This window comes from Corynebacterium halotolerans (assembly GCF_050107895.1).
GTDB lineage: Bacteria > Actinomycetota > Actinomycetes > Mycobacteriales > Mycobacteriaceae > Corynebacterium > Corynebacterium halotolerans_B.
This window is the reverse complement of sequence record NZ_JBNILW010000015.1, coordinates 1-17,850: the sequence shown is the minus strand read 5'-3', so window position 1 is coordinate 17,850 and position 17,850 is coordinate 1. Positions and strand designations below refer to the sequence as shown.

Below are 17,850 nucleotides of genomic sequence, written 5' to 3'. Positions count from 1 at the left end.
CGGACAGTCCGGTTACCGCATCACTGCAGCGCCTGACAGCACAATCGTCTCGCCGGAAAGAAAACCGGAATCCACGCCGGAGATGAGCTCCACCCAGCGGGCAATTTCATCGGGTGTGGCAACGCGGCCCAAGGGGACCGACGCCGCGGCTGCGGCCATTCGCCCGGTGGCGGCGTTTCCGGGGGTGTCCACCCAGCCGGGCGCTATGGCGTTGACCCGGATGCCGGCGGGAGCGAGCTCCAGGGCAAGCTCCTTTGTCAGCATCACGATGGCGGCCTTCGAAGCCCCGTAGAGTAACTGTCCCGGGGAGACGGTGAACGCATCCACCGAAGCGAAGTTGACCACCGAGGAACCGTCGGTCAGATACGGACGGGATTCCGCAATTATGTTCAGGGTGCCGAGCACATTCACGTCGAACGTGGTGCGGTAGAGATCCTCATTGAATGTCTCGAGCGTGCTCGGCGGGAAGACTCCGGCGATATTGGCTACCGCGTCGATCCGACCGCCGGTGCCCACGGCTTCCCGAAGCACGGCGTTCACTGCCGTGCGGTCGGTGATATCCACCTGGGCCGGAAGCAACGTCCCAGCTGTTGCGGCGGCGGATACCTCGCTGAGATCCAGCGCGATGACGGTCCAGCCACGGGAGAGAAAGAGCTCTGTGGTGGCCTTCCCCATGCCGCTTGCCGCGCCGGTGATCACGGCAGTATGTGGAAGGTTCTCATCGGTCGTGGTGGAGAGCGATTCTGACACTGGTTGGCTCCTTGAATCGTGCAGGTTGCTAGTTGTGAGTGATCCAGCGGGTGTTCGCCCGCGGTGTCCCGGCGATCGCGGGCAGCCGTTGCACTGCGCCGGCGGTGGAATCGGTTGCTGCTTGCCGATGTCCCGGTGTCTCATCTCCGCTCTTCTCATCCGCTTCGCGGTGGTCCAGCTCCGACTCCTCGGCGGACTGCCCGGTCGGGGCGACCCCGTCAGGCTGCAGGGGATCCGCAGGATCATCCTCGGTGGTGTCCTGATCGGTGTCCTTCGGAGGGATGGTGCGGACCTTGAACTGGGTCAGTGAGACGACAATGCCGAAGAACGTGGACAGGAAGGCGAAGAACATGAAGGGCATGTACTCCACCGTGGCCACGCCCAGCACACCGGCGGCGAAGATGCCGCCACCGGACCAGGGGTAGAAGGCGTCGTAGGTGGTGCCGGAGTCCTCGATGGTGCGAGCCAGATTCTCACTCTTGAGGCCCATCTCCTTATAGGCCGGCCGCAGCAGGGTGCCGATCATCACGGCGGCGAAGGAGAGGGAGGCGCCCAGGCCGACGGAGACGATCATGATCGGTGACGTCAGAGACATCAGCTTGCGGCGACTGTTGGCGAAGGCGAGGAATTGCTCAATGAGTACGGTGACAAAGCCTCCCTTGTTCAGGAGCCCGGAGCAGCCGACCGCGAAGAGGAAGAGCATCACCAGCCCGGCCATGGAGAGGGCACCGCCGCCCGATACCAGGTCATCCAGGTTGGTGAGACCGGTGTCCAGGACGAAGCCCGAGTGGATCGTCTCGATCACCTGGCTGGTGTTGGCGCCCTGGGTGACCATTGATACGAAGGCTGCGGCGACCACGCCTCCGAAAATGGCGACGTAGGGCGGCAGCCGGAAGAACAGCATTCCCACGGTGACAACTGCCGGGATCAACGAGTACCAGCCCATGTTGAAGTTGGCGTTCAGGCCATCGATGATCTGCTGGATTGTCTCGGTGTTGCCGGCCTGGTGTGGAAGCACAAAACCGATGACACCGTAGATGAGTAGCGTTCCGGTGTAAGCCGGCACAGTGGTGATCAGCATGTACTTGATGTGGGTCAGCAGCGGCGTGCCCGTGATTGCTGCGGCCAGGTTGGTCGAATCAGAGAGCATGGACAGCTTGTCACCGAAGTAGGAGCCGCAGACGATGGCACCGGCGGTCAACGCGGCTGGCATGCCCAGGCCACTGCTGACAGCCATGAGTGCGACGCCGACTGAGCCCATGGTTCCCCAGGAGGTTCCGGTGATCAGAGAAGTGATGGAGCAGAGAATGATGGCGGTGACGTAGAACAGGCTCGGGTGGATGGTCTGTAGGCCGAGGCTGATGATCAGTGGGATCGTTCCGGATTGTGCCCAGGCGCTGATCAGCATGCCTACGGTGATCAGGATGATGATCAGTTCCAGGACGGTGCGCATGGCATCGTAGGCGGCGGACTGGATGGTGTTGAAACTGAACCCGCGCACGGCGAGCACCACCATCAGTGCGATCATGGCGACAAACATGGAGAGTTCGATCGGGGCGTCGAGGACGACGGTGCCGAGCATGAGAATTGCTGCGACCAGGGCAATGACAGCAAGGGCGAGTGGGACTGACGGTCGGGAGATCGACTGCCGAGGTCTTCGCCCGGATTCTTCCTCGCCGGCGCGGCCTCCGACATTCAATGTGAAGCTCATTGCAGTTCCTCTCTACGTGTGAGTTAACTCATAACCGTAGTGGTTTGCTGATCATGGTTCCATCGAAATCGACACGGCTTCCTCAAGGCGGAACCTTGGTCTAAGCTCGAGTCTTTTGGTCGGCACCTGGCCCCTCGTGCACGGGGTGGGTGTTCCCTCGCGAAGCGGGGCAGGGATTCACAATCACCTCAGGGGCTCGCTACCCTTCCTGAATCTCTCCTTGCTCACCCGGGCGAAGTCGTCGCGCTTGGCACTCGGTAGGAAACGCTCGTGGATGTCGGTGAGGAGCCCGGCCACGGCACCCTCTTCTTCTCAAGATGTGCCCAGATCTCCTGCGTCTTTGAGTTTCTGGCCATTTTTCGTCGGAGGCGGCCCCGCCCGATGCGCAGCTACATCTCTGGGCCGTCTTCCGGCCCTCTGCCGGCATCGAAACTTCTGGCGTAGCGGAGTTCTGCTTCCTCGAGTAGTCGCGGCGACAGCTGTGCGACGGGTTTGACCGCGGCCAGCAACGGCTCACAGTCGGGCCCCCGCCCCACCTGAACTCGCCGGAGTACCCAAGCGAACCGGTCCGGGTTCTTCTCCTGGAGGTGCTTGTACTGGCACAGCTGGCGAGCGATCCAGTCTCCCACTGGTCGGGTCCACCATGCTTCCGGGGAGAGCGGGTTGACTGATAGACCAGGGAGCTCCAGGCCGCTTTCAGTGTCGATGCTGCCGCTGGTGGCATCTTCCTCGGGGCCTCGGGAGTAGCGGACGTACAGCGGCGCTTCGAACGTGGCCAATGCTTCCAGTTCCTCCAGCCGTTCCAACTTCCACATCGCACGTTCCTGCTTTCTCCCGACGCCGCAGCACTTCACGCATAAGAGTTTTATTATAGAACGTTCCCGATGTGAAACAGCTTCCTGGAGCGGCTTCCATAGGGCGTTTCTTCCGCGTCCGGAAGGGCTGAACCACAGCCGACGTGATCGATCGAAGGTGGGCTCCACGCAGTGGCAGGCCGAACCAATTGGTGAGAAGAAACCGCAGGTGAATCGCTTGCGCAGTCCGGTGAGCGGCACCCATGGGAGGGGCCGGCACGGTGCAGCGGAACTTAGAAACAGAGGGCTGGGAAACACCGTTTGTCCTTTCAGGACAGCGATGGCGGAGAGCCTCATGGTGCGGTGCATCCAGCAGCTCGCGGCCAGGAACCGGGCCCACTCACCGGAAATTTCCCGTGGCTCCCCAGCTTCCTCAAAGGTGTGATCTATAGGCTCGGTGCCATGCTGATTGATGAAGAAACAGGCCCGATAGAAGAACTCTTCGGAGCATCGGAGGTGGCGGTGCGAGTGCCCAGCGCGCTCGACGACGCTGCTGCACGGGACCTGATCGAGGGTGTGATTGCCACCGTCAACCTGCTTGATCTGCCGGAGATCCATGTGTGGGCCGAGGCCGCGGATCTTCCACTCCTGGCGGTGGCTGCAGCGGGGATAGCTGAGCTGCCCGAGGGATTCCAGTTGAACCAGGTTGACGCCGCCACGGGCGGGATCAGGGAGACAGCCACCACCTGGCTGTCCTATGAATCAGTGGTGCAGTTGGCGCATACCCAGGACGCCGCAGAGCAGCTTCTCGCCGCTTAGTCAGATCACCGCATAAGAACCCGCAATTACCTCGTCCCGCCCGGACCCGATCCGGGCGGGACGAAGCCGTGCCGGGGCGGGGGGACCCCGCACGCCGGGATCAGGTGTCCTCCAGCGTCAGCGCCGCCTCCAGCAGCGCCAGGTGGCTCAGTGCCTGGGGGAAGTTGCCCAGGAAGGACAGGTCCGCCGGGTCGATCATCTCCGTGTACAGGCCCACATCGTTGCCCAGCGCCAGCAGCTCATCCATGAGCTGCTCGCCCTCCTCGCGCCGCCCCACCAGGGCCAGGGCCGCCACGCACCAGAAGCCGCAGGCGGTGAAGGTGCCCTCCTCCTCGGACACGCCGCTGTAGCGGTAGAGCATCGGGCCGTGGCTCAGCTCCTCGCGCAGGGCGTCGATGGTCCGCGACATCCGTTCCCCGGTGTCGAAACCGCTGATGGTGTGCAACAGCACGGAGACATCCAGCTTGTCGGCCCCCGGGTACCAGACATAGCTGCCGCGTTCCTCCGACCAGCAGTATTCCTCGATCCACTCGCGGATGCATTCGCGCTCCGCCCGCCAGCGGTCCGCCGGTCCGGGCAGCTGGCCCTGCTCGGACAGGGTCACCGCCCGGTCCAGTGCCACCCAGCACCCCATCTTCGAGCTGGTGTAGTGCCGGTGGGTGGGCAGCTCCCACATCCCGGCGTCCGGGGTGCGCCACAGATCGCACACGGCGTCGGCCAGGTCGGCGAGCATGCGGGCGGTGGCCACATCCAGGACATTGCCGCCGCCCACGTAGAGAAGCGCCATGTCGAAGAGGTCCCCGTAGACTCCCAACTGCAGTTGATCGGCCGCGCCATTGCCGGTGACCACGGGGCCGATCCCGCGCCATCCGGGGACGTCGTACTCCGTCATCTCCGGGTCGGGGACCGTGCCGTCGAGCTGGTTCAGGACGTGCAGCCTGGGAGCCTGCCGGCGGGCCAGGCGCAGCAGCCAGGACACCGCGGCGTGCACGTCCTCCTGTTCCTGCAGCCGCAGCAGGGCGTGCAGGGTGTAGGTGGCGTCCCGGATCCAGGCGAAGCGGTAGTCATAGTTCTTGGTGCCCTCCCGGTTCTCCGGCAGGGAGGTGGTGGCCGCGGCGACCACGCCCCCGGACGGGTCGTGGCTGAGCAGCTTCAGCACCAGGGCGCTGCGGCGCACGGGGCCGTCGTACTTCCCCTCATAGTGCAGCAGCCCCATCCAGCGGCGCCACAGATCCACGCTCAACTCCACATTGCGCCGGATGGCCCTCGGCTCGGGCAAGCGCAGCGGCTCGCCCTTGGTGCCCACCACGGCCAGCAGGTGTTCACTGCCCGGCGCGGTGGTGAAGCGGCCGGTGACCGTGTGCTTGACGACGTCGTGCTCGCCCGCCCCCTCGGAGCGCACGGCGAGGCTGACGTCCCCGACCTGCAGCACCGCGCACTGCAGGGTCTCCCGGATCCACGGCGAGGCCGTGTCGAGCATGGTCCCCGGCACCACCTGCCAGGCCATCGGCACCTGCCCCTCGACGCCGGCGACGCACCGGGCCAGTTCGGTCCACGGCAGGGCGCCGGTGGAGCCCAGATTCAGCGAATCCGTCACCCGCACGGTGCCGACGTCCGTGGTGTACGTCGTCTGCAGCACGTTGGTCCCGTGCAGGTACTCGCGGTGGACGCGGATCTCACCGGCGGCGTCGGGATCCGGGGCCAGCTGGAAGCAGCCGCCGCGCTCGGCGTGGAGCAGGCGGCCGAAGACCGGCAGGGAGTCGATGTCCTGGAGGGGCAGCCAGTCCACTGAACCGTCGTGGGCGATCAGCGCCATGGTGCGGCTGTCCCTGATCGCGGCGTAGGAGCGCAGGTCCACGTAGCCCTCGTCCCGGGGCGGTAGTTCATTGACTCCCGGGGCTCTCCGCACCTCCATCACAGCACCGGATTTCCACCGGTCACGGGGATCATCGAGCCGGAGATGTAGCTGCCGCCATCACTGGCCAGCAGGACGTAGAGCGCGGCCAGTTCCGCCGGCTGCCCGGTCCGCCCCAGCGGAGCCTGGCTGCCGTAGTCCTCCACCTGCTCCGGGGGCATGGTGGCGGGGATCAGCGGGGTCCAGATCGCGCCGGGGGCGACCGAGTTGACCCGGATGCCCCGCGGGCCCAGCATCTGGGCCAGGGAGGCGGAGAAGTTGGCGATCGCCGCCTTGCTGGCGGAATACGGGGCCAGCGGCGGCCCGGGGGTGTCGGCGTTGACCGAGGTCGTGGCGATGATTGACGCTCCGGCCTGCAGGTGCGGCAGCGCCGCCTTGACGATCCGGAAGTAGTGGCCGATGTTCAGCTGGAAGACGAGGTCGAACTCCTCGTCCGTGAAGTCCTCGAGGTTGTCGTGCAGCGACTGGTAGGCCGCATTGGGAACCAGCACGTCCAACCGGCCGAACTCGTCCACCGCCCGCTGCACCACCTCACGGCAGTGCGCGTGGTCGGTGAGGTCGCCGGGCACCAGCACGGCGCGGCGCCCGGCCTCCTCCACATAGCGGGCGGTGTCGCGGGCGTCGTCATGTTCATTGAGGTAGGAGATCAGCACGTCCGCACCTTCGCGGGCGTAGGCGATGGCCACCGCCCGGCCGATGCCGCTGTCCCCGCCGGTGATCAGCGCGGCTTTGCCCGTCATCTTTCCGGAGCCGCGGTAGGTGGTTTCCCCGCAGTCGGGGACCGGCGTCATCTCGGACTGCACGCCGGGGACGTCCTGTTGTTGGGCGGGGATCTGTGGTTGCTCGTACTCGGGCATGGTGCACACTCCTTCGCTGGGCGTTTGCCGCCCCACTCTAGCGCCGGATCCGGTCCCGTCTCGGGAGAGCGGGGATTATCGCGGGCTCGATGCCGGGAGGCTGCCGTGCCGGCACGATCGGGGCGTCAAGGTAACGCCGCACACCTATCTTTCAGTTGCGCGCCGGCCCCCCGGCCAGAATCACAACTTCCGCAGCACCAGCACCAGGTTGCTCACCGCGAATTCCCGCAGCGCCGGAACGCGGACCATCCACCAGGCCCAGCCCGGGTGGTAGCGCGGGAAGGCGGCCACCAGCTCCGCGCCGGGAACCGAGCGCCCCCAGCGGAGCCCTTCCGCACACGAGACGTCGAACAGGGACTCCCCGAACACGTTCTTCGGCGGGTGCCCGTGTTTTCTCCTGTAGCGGTCCCGGGCAAAGCCGCCCCCCACATAGTGCGGCCACAGCCCGGTCTCGTGCCCGCCGAAGGGGCCCAGCCAGATGGTGTAACTCAGGATCACCAGGCCGCTGGGACGCGTCACCCGCAGCATCTCCTCGCCCATGCGCCAGGGCTCGGCCACGTGCTCGGCGACGTTGGAGGAGTACACCACGTCGAAGGAATCGGACAGGAACGGCAGGTCCAGGCCGGAGCCGCGTACCGACGCCGCGACGTCGATCCCGGCGGCCGACATCTCACCCACATCCGGCTCCACGGAGAAGTACTCCACGCCGCGGTTCTCAAACTCCTGCGCGAAGTACCCCGGCCCGCCGCCGACATCCAGCCCCGAACGGCCCTGCAGCCCGCCACCGTGCACATCCGCCCACAACGCCTCGATCATCGACGCCGTGTCCACCGCCAGTCCGCCATAGAACAGGTCCGGACGCGGCTGCTCATGCCGGAAGGAGGCGAGCAGGCCGAAGGAACGCCGCAGGGTGGCACGACGGCGGGAATGGGGGAGGGGTGGCAACGGAGCTCCCAACAATCAGATGGATAGAAAACGTTCACTATTGGGTAGAAACTACACAAAATAATCTAGCGGAAATCGATTTTGCCAGTTCAGCGCCCCGCGTCGATGTCAAGTGAATGTAAAGTACGAACTAAACTAGACCCCTGATGAAAATCCTTCTGTTGTGCTGGCGCGATTCCACCCACCCCCAGGGCGGTGGCAGCGAGCGCTACCTGGAGCGGGTCGGGGAGTATCTGGCCAGGCAGGGCCATGAGGTGGTCTACCGCACGGCCGGCCACACCGACGCCCCGCGCCGCAGCATGCGGGAGGGTGTGCGCTATTCGCGCAGCGGCGGGAAGTTCACCGTCTACCCGAAGGCCTGGCTGGGGATCCTGCTGGGCCGCCTGGGTGTGGGCACGCTGGGCAAGATCGACGCCGTGGTGGACACGCAGAACGGCATCCCCTTCTTCGCGCGGGTCTTCACTCCCAAGCCCACGGTCCTGCTCACCCACCACTGCCACCGCGAGCAGTGGCCCGTGGCGGGGCCGGCCATCGGGCGCTTCGGCTGGTTCCTGGAAAAGCACGTGGCCCCCGCCATCTACCGCGGCGCGCCCTATGTCACGGTCTCCGGCCCCAGCGCGCAGGAACTGGTGGACCTGGGCGTGCGGCAGCAGGACATCCACATCATCCGCAACGGCATCGACCCCATCCCGCAGCACCTGCCCACCCTGGACAATGATGGCGCCCTCCACCTGGTCACCCTCTCCCGGCTCGTGCCGCACAAGCAGATCGAGCACGCCATGGATGTCATCGCCGCTCTCGGGGAGGAGCACAACCTGGTCCTGGACGTCATCGGTTCCGGCTGGTGGGAGGAGCAGTTGCGTGCCTATGCGGCAGACAGCGGCGTCGCCGAGCGCATCCGCTTCCATGGCCAGGTCACCGAGGACTACAAGCACGCCCTGCTCGCGCGCGCCGAACTGCACCTCATGCCCTCGCGCAAGGAGGGGTGGGGCCTGGCCGTGATCGAGGCCGCGCAGCACAGCGTGCCCACCATCGGCTACCGCAGCGCCGGTGGCCTGCGCGATTCCATCACGCACAGCCTCACCGGCCTGCTGGTCGACGGCCCGGCGGACCTCACCACCGCCACGGAACAGCTCCTTGAAAGTGCTTCCCGACGCCGCGACCTCGGCGCCGCCGCCCGTGACCTGGCGGCCGGTTACTCCTGGGAGGAGACGGGCCAGCGGTTCACACAGCTGCTGGAGCGGATCGCGGAGTAGCCGGGAGCGGACTGGCGCGCGAAGTCGCGGCGGTTGCCGGGGCGGGCACGTATTGTGGCAGCATGATGCGCTTACTCCGCCATGCCCGCCAGGTGAAGGGCCGTGACGTCCTGAAGGCCGCTGGTCTCCTCACCGGAGCAGCAGCTGCCGTGCCGGTCCTCACCGCGGGGGCTGTGATGGGCGTCGATGCGGTCCTGAACCACAACCGGAGGAAGCGGCGCGCCCCGAACCCGGGCACCTTCCATGCCCAGCTCGAGGATTCGAACCTGAGCATCTACACCTCCGGCGGCGAGCTCTATGACGACATGATCCAGGCGATTGAATCGGCGGAGAAGTCCGTTTACCTGGAGACCTACATCTGGAAGGCGGATGAGGTGGGGCAGCGGTTCATGGACGCCCTCAACCAGGCCGCCGAGCGGGGAGTCAAGGTCTTCGTGCTCTACGACGGTATGGCGAATCTGGTGGTGCCGCGTTCCTTCTACCGGCAGTTCTCCGAACAGGTCCGGGTCTACCGGTTGCCCGTGGTGGGGAAACGTTTCTGGGTGGGGCCGCTGCGCCACAGCGGATTCAACCACTCGAAAATCCTGGTGGTGGATGACAGCATCGGCTTCGCTGGCGGCTACAACATCGGTTCGCTCTACGCGAATGAATGGCGGGACACCCACGTGCGGGAGATTGGCGCCGGCGTGTGGGGGCTGCAGCATGCCATTGCGCAATTGTGGAATGCCGCCCATGATCCGGAGGATCAGATCGAGTGGGTCGCCCCGCGCGCCTGGAATCCGGAGGTGATCGTCCAGGCCAACCTTCCGGTGCAGCTGGTCTATCCCATCCGGAACACGTACCTGAAGGCGATCGCCCGGGCCGAGCACCGCATCTGGATCACCACCCCGTACTTCATTCCGGACCAGCAGATCCTGCAGGCCCTGGTCGCGGCGGCCGAACGGGGCGTGGACGTGCGGGTCATGGTGCCGAAGACCTCGAACCACGTCGTGGCCGACTGGGTCTCACGCGGATTCTACGGGCAGTTGCTGGACGCGGGGATCACCATCCTGCTCTACTCCGCCTCCATGATCCACGCGAAGGTTGCCACCATCGACGGCGAGTGGTCCACCGTGGGCACCGCCAACATCGACCGGCTCTCGCTGTCCTACAACTACGAGACCAACGTGGAAGTCACCGATCCCCGCTTCGCCGCGGAAATGGAGAAGGTTTACGCCGCCGACGCCGAGCACTGCGAGGAACTGAGCTCCCCGGAGTGGCGGGACCGGCACGTCATGGCGCGGGTGGTGGAAACTGCCCTGGTTCCCCTCCGCCCGCTGCTCTGACTGCCGGTTCCTCTCTAGCTCTGCGCCTGCTTCTCTTCCTCCCTGACCTCATCCGGGGTCGGGGACTTCTGCTTCTCGGCGCGTTCGTCGTGCTTGGTCACGTGCGCCTCAGCCCGCATGCGCTCCACCATGTGCGGGTAGTGCAGCTCGAACGCGGGGCGCTCGGAGCGGATGCGCGGCAGGGAGATGAAGTTGTGGCGCGGCGGGGGACAGGTGGTGGCCCACTCCAGGGAGTTGCCGTAGCCCCACGGATCATCCACGGTGACGATCTCGCCGTAGCGCCAGGACTTGAACACATTCCAGGTGAAGACCAGGACAGAGGTCCCCAGAACGAATGCGGAGATCGTGGAGATCTGGTTGAGCAGCGTGAAGCCGTCAGAATCCAGGTAGTCGGCGTAGCGGCGCGGCATGCCCATGTTGCCCAGCCAGTGCTGGACGAGGAATGTGCCGTGGAAGCCGAAGAAGGTCATCCAGAAGTGGATCTTGCCCAACCGTTCGTCCATCATCCGGCCGGTCATCTTCGGGAACCAGAAGTAGATGCCGGAGAACGTCGCGAACACCACGGTGCCGAAGACGGTGTAGTGGAAGTGCGCGATCAGGAAGTAGGAGTCAGACAGCTGGAAGTCCAGCGGCGGGGCGGCCAGGAGGATGCCGGTCAGGCCGCCGAAGAGGAAGGTGGCCAGGAAGCCGACCGCGAAGATCATCGGGGTCTCCCACGTGATGTGCCCCTTCCACATCGTGCCCGTCCAGTTGAAGAACTTCACGCCGGTGGGCACCGCGATCATGAAGCTCATGAAGGAGAAGAAGGGAAGCAGGACAGCACCCGTGACGAACATGTGGTGCGCCCACACCGCCATGGACAGAGCGGCGATGGCCAGGGTGGCGAAGACCAGCCCGATGTAGCCGAACATCGGCTTCCGGGAGAACACCGGAATGACTTCAGAGATGATGCCGAAGAACGGCAGTGCGATGACGTAGACCTCGGGGTGTCCGAAGAACCAGAACAGGTGCTGCCACAGGATCGCGCCACCATTGCCCGGATCGTAGATGTGGCCGCCGAGTTTGCGGTCATAGAGCACACCCAGGGCGGCGGCGGTCAGCAGCGGGAACACCAGGAGGGCGACCACGGCGGTCACGAAGATGTTCCAGGCGAAGATCGGCATCCGGAACATCGTCATGCCGGGGGCTCGCAGGCACATGATGGTGGTCAGCATGTTGATCGCGGAAGCGATGGTGCCGATGCCCAGCATGCCGACGCCGAGGATCCAGAAGTCGGCTCCCACTCCCGGGGTGTGGATGTCACTGGACAGCGGGGAGTACATGGTCCAGCCGAAGTCGGCGGCGCCGCCCGGGGTGAGGAAGCCGGCCATGATGACCAGACCGCCCGCGCCGGTGATCCAGAGTCCGAAGGCGTTCAGCCGGGGGAAGGCCACGTCCGGTGCCCCGAGCTGGAGTGGGAGGACGAAGTTGCCGAAGCCCCACACGAGTGGTGTGGCGAACGCCAGCATCATCAGGGTGCCGTGGATGGTGAACAGCTGGTTGTACTGCTCATTCGACAGAAATTGCAGGCCGGGTGTGAACAGCTCGGCCCGGAAGAGGAGCGCCATCAGTCCCGCGGCGGCGAAGAACATGAAGGACATGATGATGTAGAGGATGCCCAGCTGTTTGTGGTCGGTGGTGGTCAGAGAGGACCAGAGGGCGGAGCCTTTGCGGGCGTGCCCGGTCGGGGCGGGCCGGACGGGTGCCTGATAGTCATCAACTCTTGGTGCTACTGCGGTCATGTCAGCCTCCTGGCTGGGCGGCGTCCTGGTTGCGGGCCGTTCACGGGCGTGGTCGACCCTGGATTAGTACGACTTCCATCGGAGCAATCCTTGCTCTGCACTGTAGTTTAGCCCCCTTTTGTGACGCTGGCCATAGGAACAGTGATGTAGGTGTCACCTATTTGCGCTGGTCAGGACTTGAGGGGCGGTGACCGGGCGGGCGACCGGTTTGACCAGCCGCCTTGCTTTCTAATGGCCGGTAGATCCGGTTCTCACGCGCCGGTTGTGCCGGACATGGAGGAGGAGTGCGGGGGCGCAGCCGAGGAAGACCAGGGCAATCGAGAGGTATCCGATCGCACTGGACCAGGCGAAGGCCGCGAGAAACAGTAGCCCGGCGCCAGCCGCGCGGAGGAGGTACACCCCGCCGGAGTAGTTGTTCGGCCGGCCGAACCACGAGGGGACCTCATCCTCCGGATTCAGCCTGTTCAACTTCAGGATGCTGAAGGTGAACAGTGCTGTGCCCGCCAACCAGGCCAGAAGCGCGAATGCCAGTCCCATGCGGCCAGTATGGCGGTGGGGTGAGGGTGGGGCAATGGATGGGATCAGCCCCGTGGATTCCTGGCCCTGTGCGTGGGGAGTGAACGGCCTGGAGGTGGGGTATGGCACTCCGGCCAGCTCACCCCCTCAAACCTCGATCTCCGGCAGTTTTCGGGCAGCCACCTCGGGGGCCTCATCGGCCGGTACGCCAACCATCCGCAGCATCGCGCGGGCGAAGATCTGATCTCGTTCTTCTCGGGGCTCGGATTCCATGGCCAATTGAATGGCGGCGACCAGGGAACCGAAGGTGCAGGTTGTCGCCAGATCCAGATCCTCGATGGAGAATCTCCCGGTCTCCACGCCGCGCAGTAGGTCGCGCCGGGCGCGCGGTCCCAGGATTCGCAGCAGAACGGGGTGAGCGGCACCCATCTGTACCAGGAAACCCCCCCACACTCGATCGGTGAGGGCATGGCGGACCAGGTGGCGCAAAGAGCTGGCGAAAGCTTCAGCCGGGTCATCGAGTCCTGACACGTTCCGGTCCAGGGCAGCACCGACTTTTTCCATCGAGTCTTCCGCCACGGCAGCCAACAGCTGCTCGCGGGAGGGGAAGTAGTTATAGAACGTGCCGGTGCCCAGGTCTGCGGCTGCCGTGATCTCTGCGATGCCCACCTCAGTGAACCCGCGCTCAGCCATCAGCTCTCGCGCGGCATTGATCAATCGCTTCCGAGTCTGTTCGCGTCGCCTACTCCGCCGATCGTCGGTCCTCGTCATGTTCTCACCGTAAACGTTCGTCCAGCTCACGAAATCAGGCGGGGGTAGAAGGGTAGGGATATAAATGAATCATTGTTCAAATGTGAATCATAGTTCACAATGTGTTTCACACAACATGCAGTACGACACAATTGAAAGAGGTCAGTATCTATGTCACCCTTCCAGGACTCCCAAAACTTCCAGCAGTACGACACTGACGTCGCCATCGTCGGTGCCGGCCCAGTCGGCACATTGCTCGCCGTTCTTCTCGGCAAGAAGGGGCACCGTGTCACCGTCGTCGAGAAGTGGCCATCCTTCTACGAGCGGCCTCGTGCCGTCACCTTCGATCATGAAATCGCCCGGATCCTCGGCTACATCGGCATCGATGCCGAGAACGACAGCGCCATTGAACACCATGAGGACCTTTACTCCTGGCGCAACGCTAAGGGTGAAACCCTCATGGAAGTCGACTGGAATTCCATGACCGAATCTGGCTGGCGCACGCGCTATTGGTTCTACCAGCCGGAACTGGAGAAGCGACTCCGTGATACCGCCACGGCACTAGACACTGTGGAACTGCGCTGCGGCTGGCATGTCACAGCCCTGGAACAGGACGAGGACTCGGTCACTCTGCGCGGCGTCCTCACCGAGAATCCCGAAGTCTTGAACCCGGACGCCGAGGTGCAGGAGATCCGCGCCCGCTACGTGATCGGTGCCGACGGCGCAAACAGCTTCATCCGCGAGACGCTCGGCCTGGAGATGAATGACCTCGGCTACTTCTTCGACTGGCTGATCCTGGATCTCAAACCCACTCAGGAGATCGAGTACGGCCCAGACCACTGGCAGCTCTGCGACCCGAAACGGCCGACCACCATTGTGCCGGGTGGACCGGGGCGGCGTCGCTGGGAGTTCATGGCCCTGCCCGGCGAGGACCTCAAGGAGCTGGCTTCCGAGGAGAGCGCGTGGCAGCTGCTCGATCCCTGGGGTGTTACCCCGGACAAGGCGATTCTGGAACGCTCCGCGATCTACCGCTTCCAGGCCCGTTGGGCACAGCAGTGGCGCGACCGGCGGGCACTGATCGCCGGCGACGCAGCACACCTCATGCCGCCGTTCGCCGGTGAGGGGATGTGTGCCGGACTCCGGGATTCTGTGGCTTTAGCCTGGCGACTGGATCTCATCCTCAGTGGTAGGGCTGACGATCAGCTGCTGGACTCCTACGGTGAGGAGCGCCGCGAACACGTCCGCCACTACATCGACTTCTCCATGGAGCTGGGCAGCGTCATCTGCATCGCTGATGAGACGGAGGCCGCCAAACGGGATGAGCGCATGATCGCCGAGATGGCCGATTGGGACGGCACCCCGGTCAATACGGATGTCGCCCACCTCGGTTCCGGTGTCTGGGCTAAGGGAAGCCCCCATGGCGGGGAGCTGGCCAAGCAGGGCATCGTGGAATGTCAGGGAGCCACCGGCCGCTTCGACGATGTCGTCGCCCGCGGTTGGATCGTTATCGGGCTCAACGCGGATCCCTGCACGGCGCTTGACGACGCCCAGCTGGCCACTCTGGAACTGCTCGAGGCCACCATCGTGAGCGTCGGTTCCGGCACGGCGCCCGGTCAGATCGTAGATACTGAAGGAACCTATACCCGCTGGCTGAAGGAGGCAGGCGTGCTCTATCTGATTACCCGACCTGACTTCTACGTCTACGCCACCGCGGTGGACGGCACCCAACTGCAGGAGCGCATCGCGGAACTCGCCGCTGACCTGCACCTGAACCAGCAGCCGGTCTTGAGCAACTGAAAGGGCAAGAACACATGTCATTGAGTTTCGAGCACGTCACCCTGGGCCAGCGGGTCCGCTTCGGCTCCGGGCAAGCGGCCGGCCATCTGTCCGCCGAGGCCGAGCGGTTGAACGCGCACAACGTCATGGTCATCGCCGGCGAGCGGGAGATGTTCATCGCTGAGCAGGTGGCTGCCAGCGTTGAGGTCGCGGTCTGGCATTCGGACGTGGTCATGCACGTGCCGATCGAGACCGCCGAGAACGCCCGCCAGGTGGCCCTCGAAAATGACGTGGACCTGCTGGTCAGCGTCGGCGGTGGCTCCACCACCGGGCTGGCCAAGGCGATCGCGCTGACCACGGGCATTCCGATCGTCGCGGTGCCCACCACCTACGCCGGATCCGAGGCCACCGATGTCTGGGGTCTCACTGAAGCCAAGCGCAAGACCACCGGGGTGGACGCCAAGGTTCTGCCCACCACGGTTATCTACGATTCCGAGCTCACCCTCTCCCTGCCGGTGGAGATGTCCGTGGCCTCCGGGCTGAACGGCATGGCTCACTGCATTGATTCACTCTGGGCTCCGAAGGCCGACCCGATCAACGCGGCCCTGGCCGGCGAAGGCATCCGGGCATTGAGTCAGGGCCTGCCCAAGATCGTGGCGGACTCACAGAGTATCGACGGCCGAGACGAGGCCCTCTACGGCGCGTATCTCTCGGCGGTGGCCTTCGCGTCCGCGGGCTCGGGCCTGCACCACAAGATCTGCCACGTGCTCGGCGGTACTTTCAACCTGCCGCACGCCCAGACCCACGCCACGGTCCTGCCCTACGTGTTGGCCTTCAATGCCCCGCACGCCCCGGAAGCGGAACAGCGCGCCGCCACCGCGTTTGGCACCGACACCGCCCTGGAGGGACTGCAGCAGCTCCGCGCGCAGGTCGACGCCCCGCAACGACTCTCAGATTACGGCTTCACCGCCGAGAACATCCCGCAGGCGGTGGAGATCGTGCTGGAGAAGATCCCGGCCAATAACCCCCGTGAGGTCACCGAAGACAACCTCACCCAGCTGCTCACCGCCGCCCTGAACGGCGACGATCCCGCGACCCTGAACTAAGGAAAGAGAAGAGCCATGACTCAGTCCACCGATACCCAGGTCAGTGCACAACAGCAGCAGGTCGAGGAAGACCTCGTCCAGCGCGTGCTCGCCTCCTTCGAGAACACCCCGGACCCGCGGCTGAAGCAGGTCATGCAGTCCCTGACCACGCATCTGCACAGCTTCATCCGCGACGTCCGCCTGACCGAGGATGAGTGGAACTACGCCATCGACTTCCTCACCCGGGTCGGCCACATCACCGATGACAAGCGCCAGGAGTTCGTCCTGCTCTCGGACACGCTGGGTGCCTCCATGCAGACCATCGCCGTGAACAACGAGGCCTACGAAAACGCCACCGAGGCCACCGTGTTCGGCCCCTTCTTCGTCGACGACGCCCCCGAGATCGAGCACGGCGGCGACATCTCCTTCGGTGCGGAGGGGCAGCCCGCCTGGGTGGAGGGCACGGTCACCGACACCGAGGGCAATCCGGTCCCGAACGCCCGGATCGAGGTCTGGGAGTGCGATGAGGACGGGCTGTACGACGTCCAGTACACCGACGGCCGCATGGCCGGTCGCGCTCACCTGTTCACCGATGAGCAGGGGAACTACAAGTTCTGGGGGCTGACCCCGGTGCCGTACCCGATTCCGCACGACGGCCCGGTGGGCCAGATGCTGCAATCCGTCGGCCGCTCCCCGGTGCGTGCCGCGCACCTGCACTTCATGGTCACGGCCCCGGAGAAGCGCACTCTGGTCACCCACATCTTTGTTGACGGTGACCCGCAGCTGGAGATCGGCGATTCGGTCTTCGGGGTAAAGGACTCGCTGATCAAGACCTTCGAGGAACAGCCGGCCGGCACCCCGACCCCGGACGGCCGAGACTTGGATGGGAAGATCTGGGCGAAAACCCGCTTCGACATCGTGTTGGCGCCGGCGGAGGTGTGAGTCATGGGCCTGGTCAGCACGGCTGATCACAAATTCCGCGAAGCCGCCGTTAGCCTCGCTGCCGAGTAACCCGACCGGGGGAGCGGTGGGCGTCCATCCTGGTAGATGCCCGGATCGGCCAGAACCCGCTGCCCCACGCGATCTGTGCTGACGTCTGTTCCCACCGAGACGATCTCACCGGCGATGTCCCCGTCCTGAATCAGCGGGAAGGACAACGGCCCGCGCCAGCCTGCCTTGGCGTCCGGATCCCCGGGGAGACCGTAAGCTCCTTCCCGGGTCCAGATGTCCGTGTTGTTCAGGGCGGCTGCGTTGACCTTCACCAGCACTTCTCCCGCGCCGGGCTCGGGGAGCTCAATGACCTTGAACTCCAGGGCTTCCGGTCCGCCGTGGCAGGTCAGTACTGCTGCTCTCATGGTGTTCATGCCGCCCATTCTGGCAGTTACCGTGGTAAGCAGCCGGAGATGGTGACCTGATCGTCGAAGGACCCGAGCCACCATTCCCCTAGATGATTGATTCCGGGGGTTTAGTGGTCGTACGCGATCAGTGACCGCAGCACCGGCTGGCCGGTGGCGTGGTTATGCCAGATCACCGCGGTCAACGCCAACAACCGCCGCACAATCCGACTGAT

Annotated in this window: 16 protein-coding genes and 1 pseudogene; 6 read left to right on the top strand and 11 right to left on the bottom strand. The window is 64.9% G+C overall.

All coding sequences use genetic code 11. The annotated features are described in order from the left end of the window. Nucleotides 1-12 precede the first annotated feature (12 nt). The 3 genes from ACQCVD_RS13130 to ACQCVD_RS13120 form a co-directional block, all read right to left on the bottom strand. Entirely contained in the window at nt 13-750 is a 738-nt protein-coding gene (locus ACQCVD_RS13130; RefSeq protein WP_426824223.1) for an SDR family NAD(P)-dependent oxidoreductase, read from the bottom strand. Nucleotides 751-778: 28 nt separating this feature from the next. After that, nucleotides 779-2,461 (bottom strand): Na+/H+ antiporter NhaC family protein, encoded by a 1,683-nt coding sequence (locus tag ACQCVD_RS13125; RefSeq protein WP_426824222.1) that lies wholly within the window; start codon nt 2,459-2,461, stop codon nt 779-781. A gap of 389 nt (nt 2,462-2,850) precedes the next feature. Further along, nucleotides 2,851-3,276, bottom strand: coding sequence for a DUF6098 family protein (locus ACQCVD_RS13120; protein ID WP_426824221.1), 426 nt, complete (start codon nt 3,274-3,276; stop codon nt 2,851-2,853). 441 nt (nt 3,277-3,717) lie between these two features. Between ACQCVD_RS13120 and ACQCVD_RS13115 the strand changes: the two genes are divergently transcribed. Then, entirely contained in the window at nt 3,718-4,074 is a 357-nt protein-coding gene (locus ACQCVD_RS13115) for a hypothetical protein (protein ID WP_426824219.1), read from the top strand. Between the two features lie 100 nt (nt 4,075-4,174). On the opposite strand, the gene ACQCVD_RS13110 is transcribed toward ACQCVD_RS13115, so the two are convergent. From ACQCVD_RS13110 to ACQCVD_RS13100, 3 genes are all read right to left on the bottom strand, one after another. Continuing rightward, nucleotides 4,175-5,989, bottom strand: coding sequence for a glycoside hydrolase family 15 protein (locus ACQCVD_RS13110; protein ID WP_426824218.1), 1,815 nt, complete (start codon nt 5,987-5,989; stop codon nt 4,175-4,177). Continuing rightward, nucleotides 5,989-6,846, bottom strand: coding sequence for an SDR family oxidoreductase (locus tag ACQCVD_RS13105; RefSeq protein WP_426824217.1), 858 nt, complete (start codon nt 6,844-6,846; stop codon nt 5,989-5,991). The genes ACQCVD_RS13110 and ACQCVD_RS13105 overlap by 1 nt, the downstream gene beginning before the upstream one ends. A gap of 180 nt (nt 6,847-7,026) precedes the next feature. Further along, a complete protein-coding gene (locus tag ACQCVD_RS13100) occupies nt 7,027-7,791 on the bottom strand; it encodes a class I SAM-dependent methyltransferase (RefSeq protein ID WP_426824216.1) in 765 nt (254 codons plus the stop codon). A gap of 146 nt (nt 7,792-7,937) precedes the next feature. Here ACQCVD_RS13100 and ACQCVD_RS13095 point away from each other — a divergent pair, with 146 nt between their 5' ends. Both ACQCVD_RS13095 and ACQCVD_RS13090 read left to right on the top strand, forming a co-directional pair. Beyond that, nucleotides 7,938-9,047, top strand: a complete 1,110-nt coding sequence (locus ACQCVD_RS13095; RefSeq protein WP_426824215.1) for a glycosyltransferase family 4 protein — start codon at nt 7,938-7,940, stop codon at nt 9,045-9,047. 62 nt (nt 9,048-9,109) lie between these two features. After that, nucleotides 9,110-10,372 (top strand): phospholipase D-like domain-containing protein, encoded by a 1,263-nt coding sequence (locus ACQCVD_RS13090; RefSeq protein WP_426824214.1) that lies wholly within the window; start codon nt 9,110-9,112, stop codon nt 10,370-10,372. A gap of 14 nt (nt 10,373-10,386) precedes the next feature. Here ACQCVD_RS13090 and ctaD read toward each other — a convergent pair whose 3' ends face one another. The 3 genes from ctaD to ACQCVD_RS13075 all read right to left on the bottom strand — a co-directional run bounded on the left by ctaD (nt 10,387) and on the right by ACQCVD_RS13075 (nt 13,440). Continuing rightward, nucleotides 10,387-12,153 (bottom strand): cytochrome c oxidase subunit I, encoded by a 1,767-nt coding sequence (gene ctaD / locus ACQCVD_RS13085; protein WP_426824213.1) that lies wholly within the window; start codon nt 12,151-12,153, stop codon nt 10,387-10,389. Nucleotides 12,154-12,381: 228 nt separating this feature from the next. Next, a complete protein-coding gene (locus ACQCVD_RS13080) occupies nt 12,382-12,690 on the bottom strand; it encodes a hypothetical protein (RefSeq protein WP_426824212.1) in 309 nt (102 codons plus the stop codon). A gap of 126 nt (nt 12,691-12,816) precedes the next feature. Further along, nucleotides 12,817-13,440 (bottom strand): TetR/AcrR family transcriptional regulator, encoded by a 624-nt coding sequence (locus tag ACQCVD_RS13075; RefSeq protein WP_426824211.1) that lies wholly within the window; start codon nt 13,438-13,440, stop codon nt 12,817-12,819. A gap of 150 nt (nt 13,441-13,590) precedes the next feature. Here ACQCVD_RS13075 and ACQCVD_RS13070 point away from each other — a divergent pair, with 150 nt between their 5' ends. Genes ACQCVD_RS13070 through ACQCVD_RS13060 form a run of 3 tightly spaced genes read left to right on the top strand, consistent with a single transcriptional unit; the run spans nt 13,591 to nt 17,222 of the window. After that, on the top strand, nt 13,591-15,216 hold the full coding sequence (locus ACQCVD_RS13070) for a bifunctional 3-(3-hydroxy-phenyl)propionate/3-hydroxycinnamic acid hydroxylase (RefSeq protein WP_426824210.1): 1,626 nt from the start codon (nt 13,591-13,593) through the stop codon (nt 15,214-15,216). A 14-nt stretch (nt 15,217-15,230) separates the two neighbouring features. Beyond that, the gene (locus tag ACQCVD_RS13065) at nt 15,231-16,301 is read left to right on the top strand and encodes a maleylacetate reductase (RefSeq protein WP_426824209.1); all 1,071 of its coding nucleotides are present in this window, start codon (nt 15,231-15,233) and stop codon (nt 16,299-16,301) included. 15 nt (nt 16,302-16,316) lie between these two features. Next, nucleotides 16,317-17,222, top strand: coding sequence for a dioxygenase (locus tag ACQCVD_RS13060; protein WP_426824208.1), 906 nt, complete (start codon nt 16,317-16,319; stop codon nt 17,220-17,222). 26 nt (nt 17,223-17,248) lie between these two features. Here the strand turns inward: ACQCVD_RS13060 and ACQCVD_RS13055 are convergent, their stop codons facing one another. Next, entirely contained in the window at nt 17,249-17,644 is a 396-nt protein-coding gene (locus ACQCVD_RS13055) for an alcohol dehydrogenase catalytic domain-containing protein (protein WP_426824207.1), read from the bottom strand. Nucleotides 17,645-17,745: 101 nt separating this feature from the next. Beyond that, nucleotides 17,746-17,850: pseudogene (locus ACQCVD_RS13050) on the bottom strand (IS982 family transposase); the annotation flags it as partial.

Excerpts from the sequence above, each read along its gene's own strand:
- ACQCVD_RS13125 (WP_426824222.1), bottom strand. The coding sequence starts at position 2,461 with ATGAGCTTCACATTGAATGTCGGAGGCCGCGCCGGCGAGGAAGAATCC.
- ACQCVD_RS13120 (WP_426824221.1), bottom strand. The coding sequence starts at position 3,276 with ATGTGGAAGTTGGAACGGCTGGAGGAACTGGAAGCATTGGCCACGTTC.
- ACQCVD_RS13115 (WP_426824219.1), top strand. The coding sequence starts at position 3,718 with ATGCTGATTGATGAAGAAACAGGCCCGATAGAAGAACTCTTCGGAGCA.
- ACQCVD_RS13110 (WP_426824218.1), bottom strand. The coding sequence starts at position 5,989 with ATGGAGGTGCGGAGAGCCCCGGGAGTCAATGAACTACCGCCCCGGGAC.
- ACQCVD_RS13105 (WP_426824217.1), bottom strand. The coding sequence starts at position 6,846 with ATGCCCGAGTACGAGCAACCACAGATCCCCGCCCAACAACAGGACGTC.
- ACQCVD_RS13095 (WP_426824215.1), top strand. The coding sequence starts at position 7,938 with ATGAAAATCCTTCTGTTGTGCTGGCGCGATTCCACCCACCCCCAGGGC.
- ACQCVD_RS13090 (WP_426824214.1), top strand. The coding sequence starts at position 9,110 with ATGATGCGCTTACTCCGCCATGCCCGCCAGGTGAAGGGCCGTGACGTC.
- ctaD (WP_426824213.1), bottom strand. The coding sequence starts at position 12,153 with ATGACCGCAGTAGCACCAAGAGTTGATGACTATCAGGCACCCGTCCGG.
- ACQCVD_RS13080 (WP_426824212.1), bottom strand. The coding sequence starts at position 12,690 with ATGGGACTGGCATTCGCGCTTCTGGCCTGGTTGGCGGGCACAGCACTG.
- ACQCVD_RS13075 (WP_426824211.1), bottom strand. The coding sequence starts at position 13,440 with ATGACGAGGACCGACGATCGGCGGAGTAGGCGACGCGAACAGACTCGG.
- ACQCVD_RS13070 (WP_426824210.1), top strand. The coding sequence starts at position 13,591 with ATGTCACCCTTCCAGGACTCCCAAAACTTCCAGCAGTACGACACTGAC.
- ACQCVD_RS13065 (WP_426824209.1), top strand. The coding sequence starts at position 15,231 with ATGTCATTGAGTTTCGAGCACGTCACCCTGGGCCAGCGGGTCCGCTTC.
- ACQCVD_RS13060 (WP_426824208.1), top strand. The coding sequence starts at position 16,317 with ATGACTCAGTCCACCGATACCCAGGTCAGTGCACAACAGCAGCAGGTC.
- ACQCVD_RS13055 (WP_426824207.1), bottom strand. The coding sequence starts at position 17,644 with ATGAACACCATGAGAGCAGCAGTACTGACCTGCCACGGCGGACCGGAA.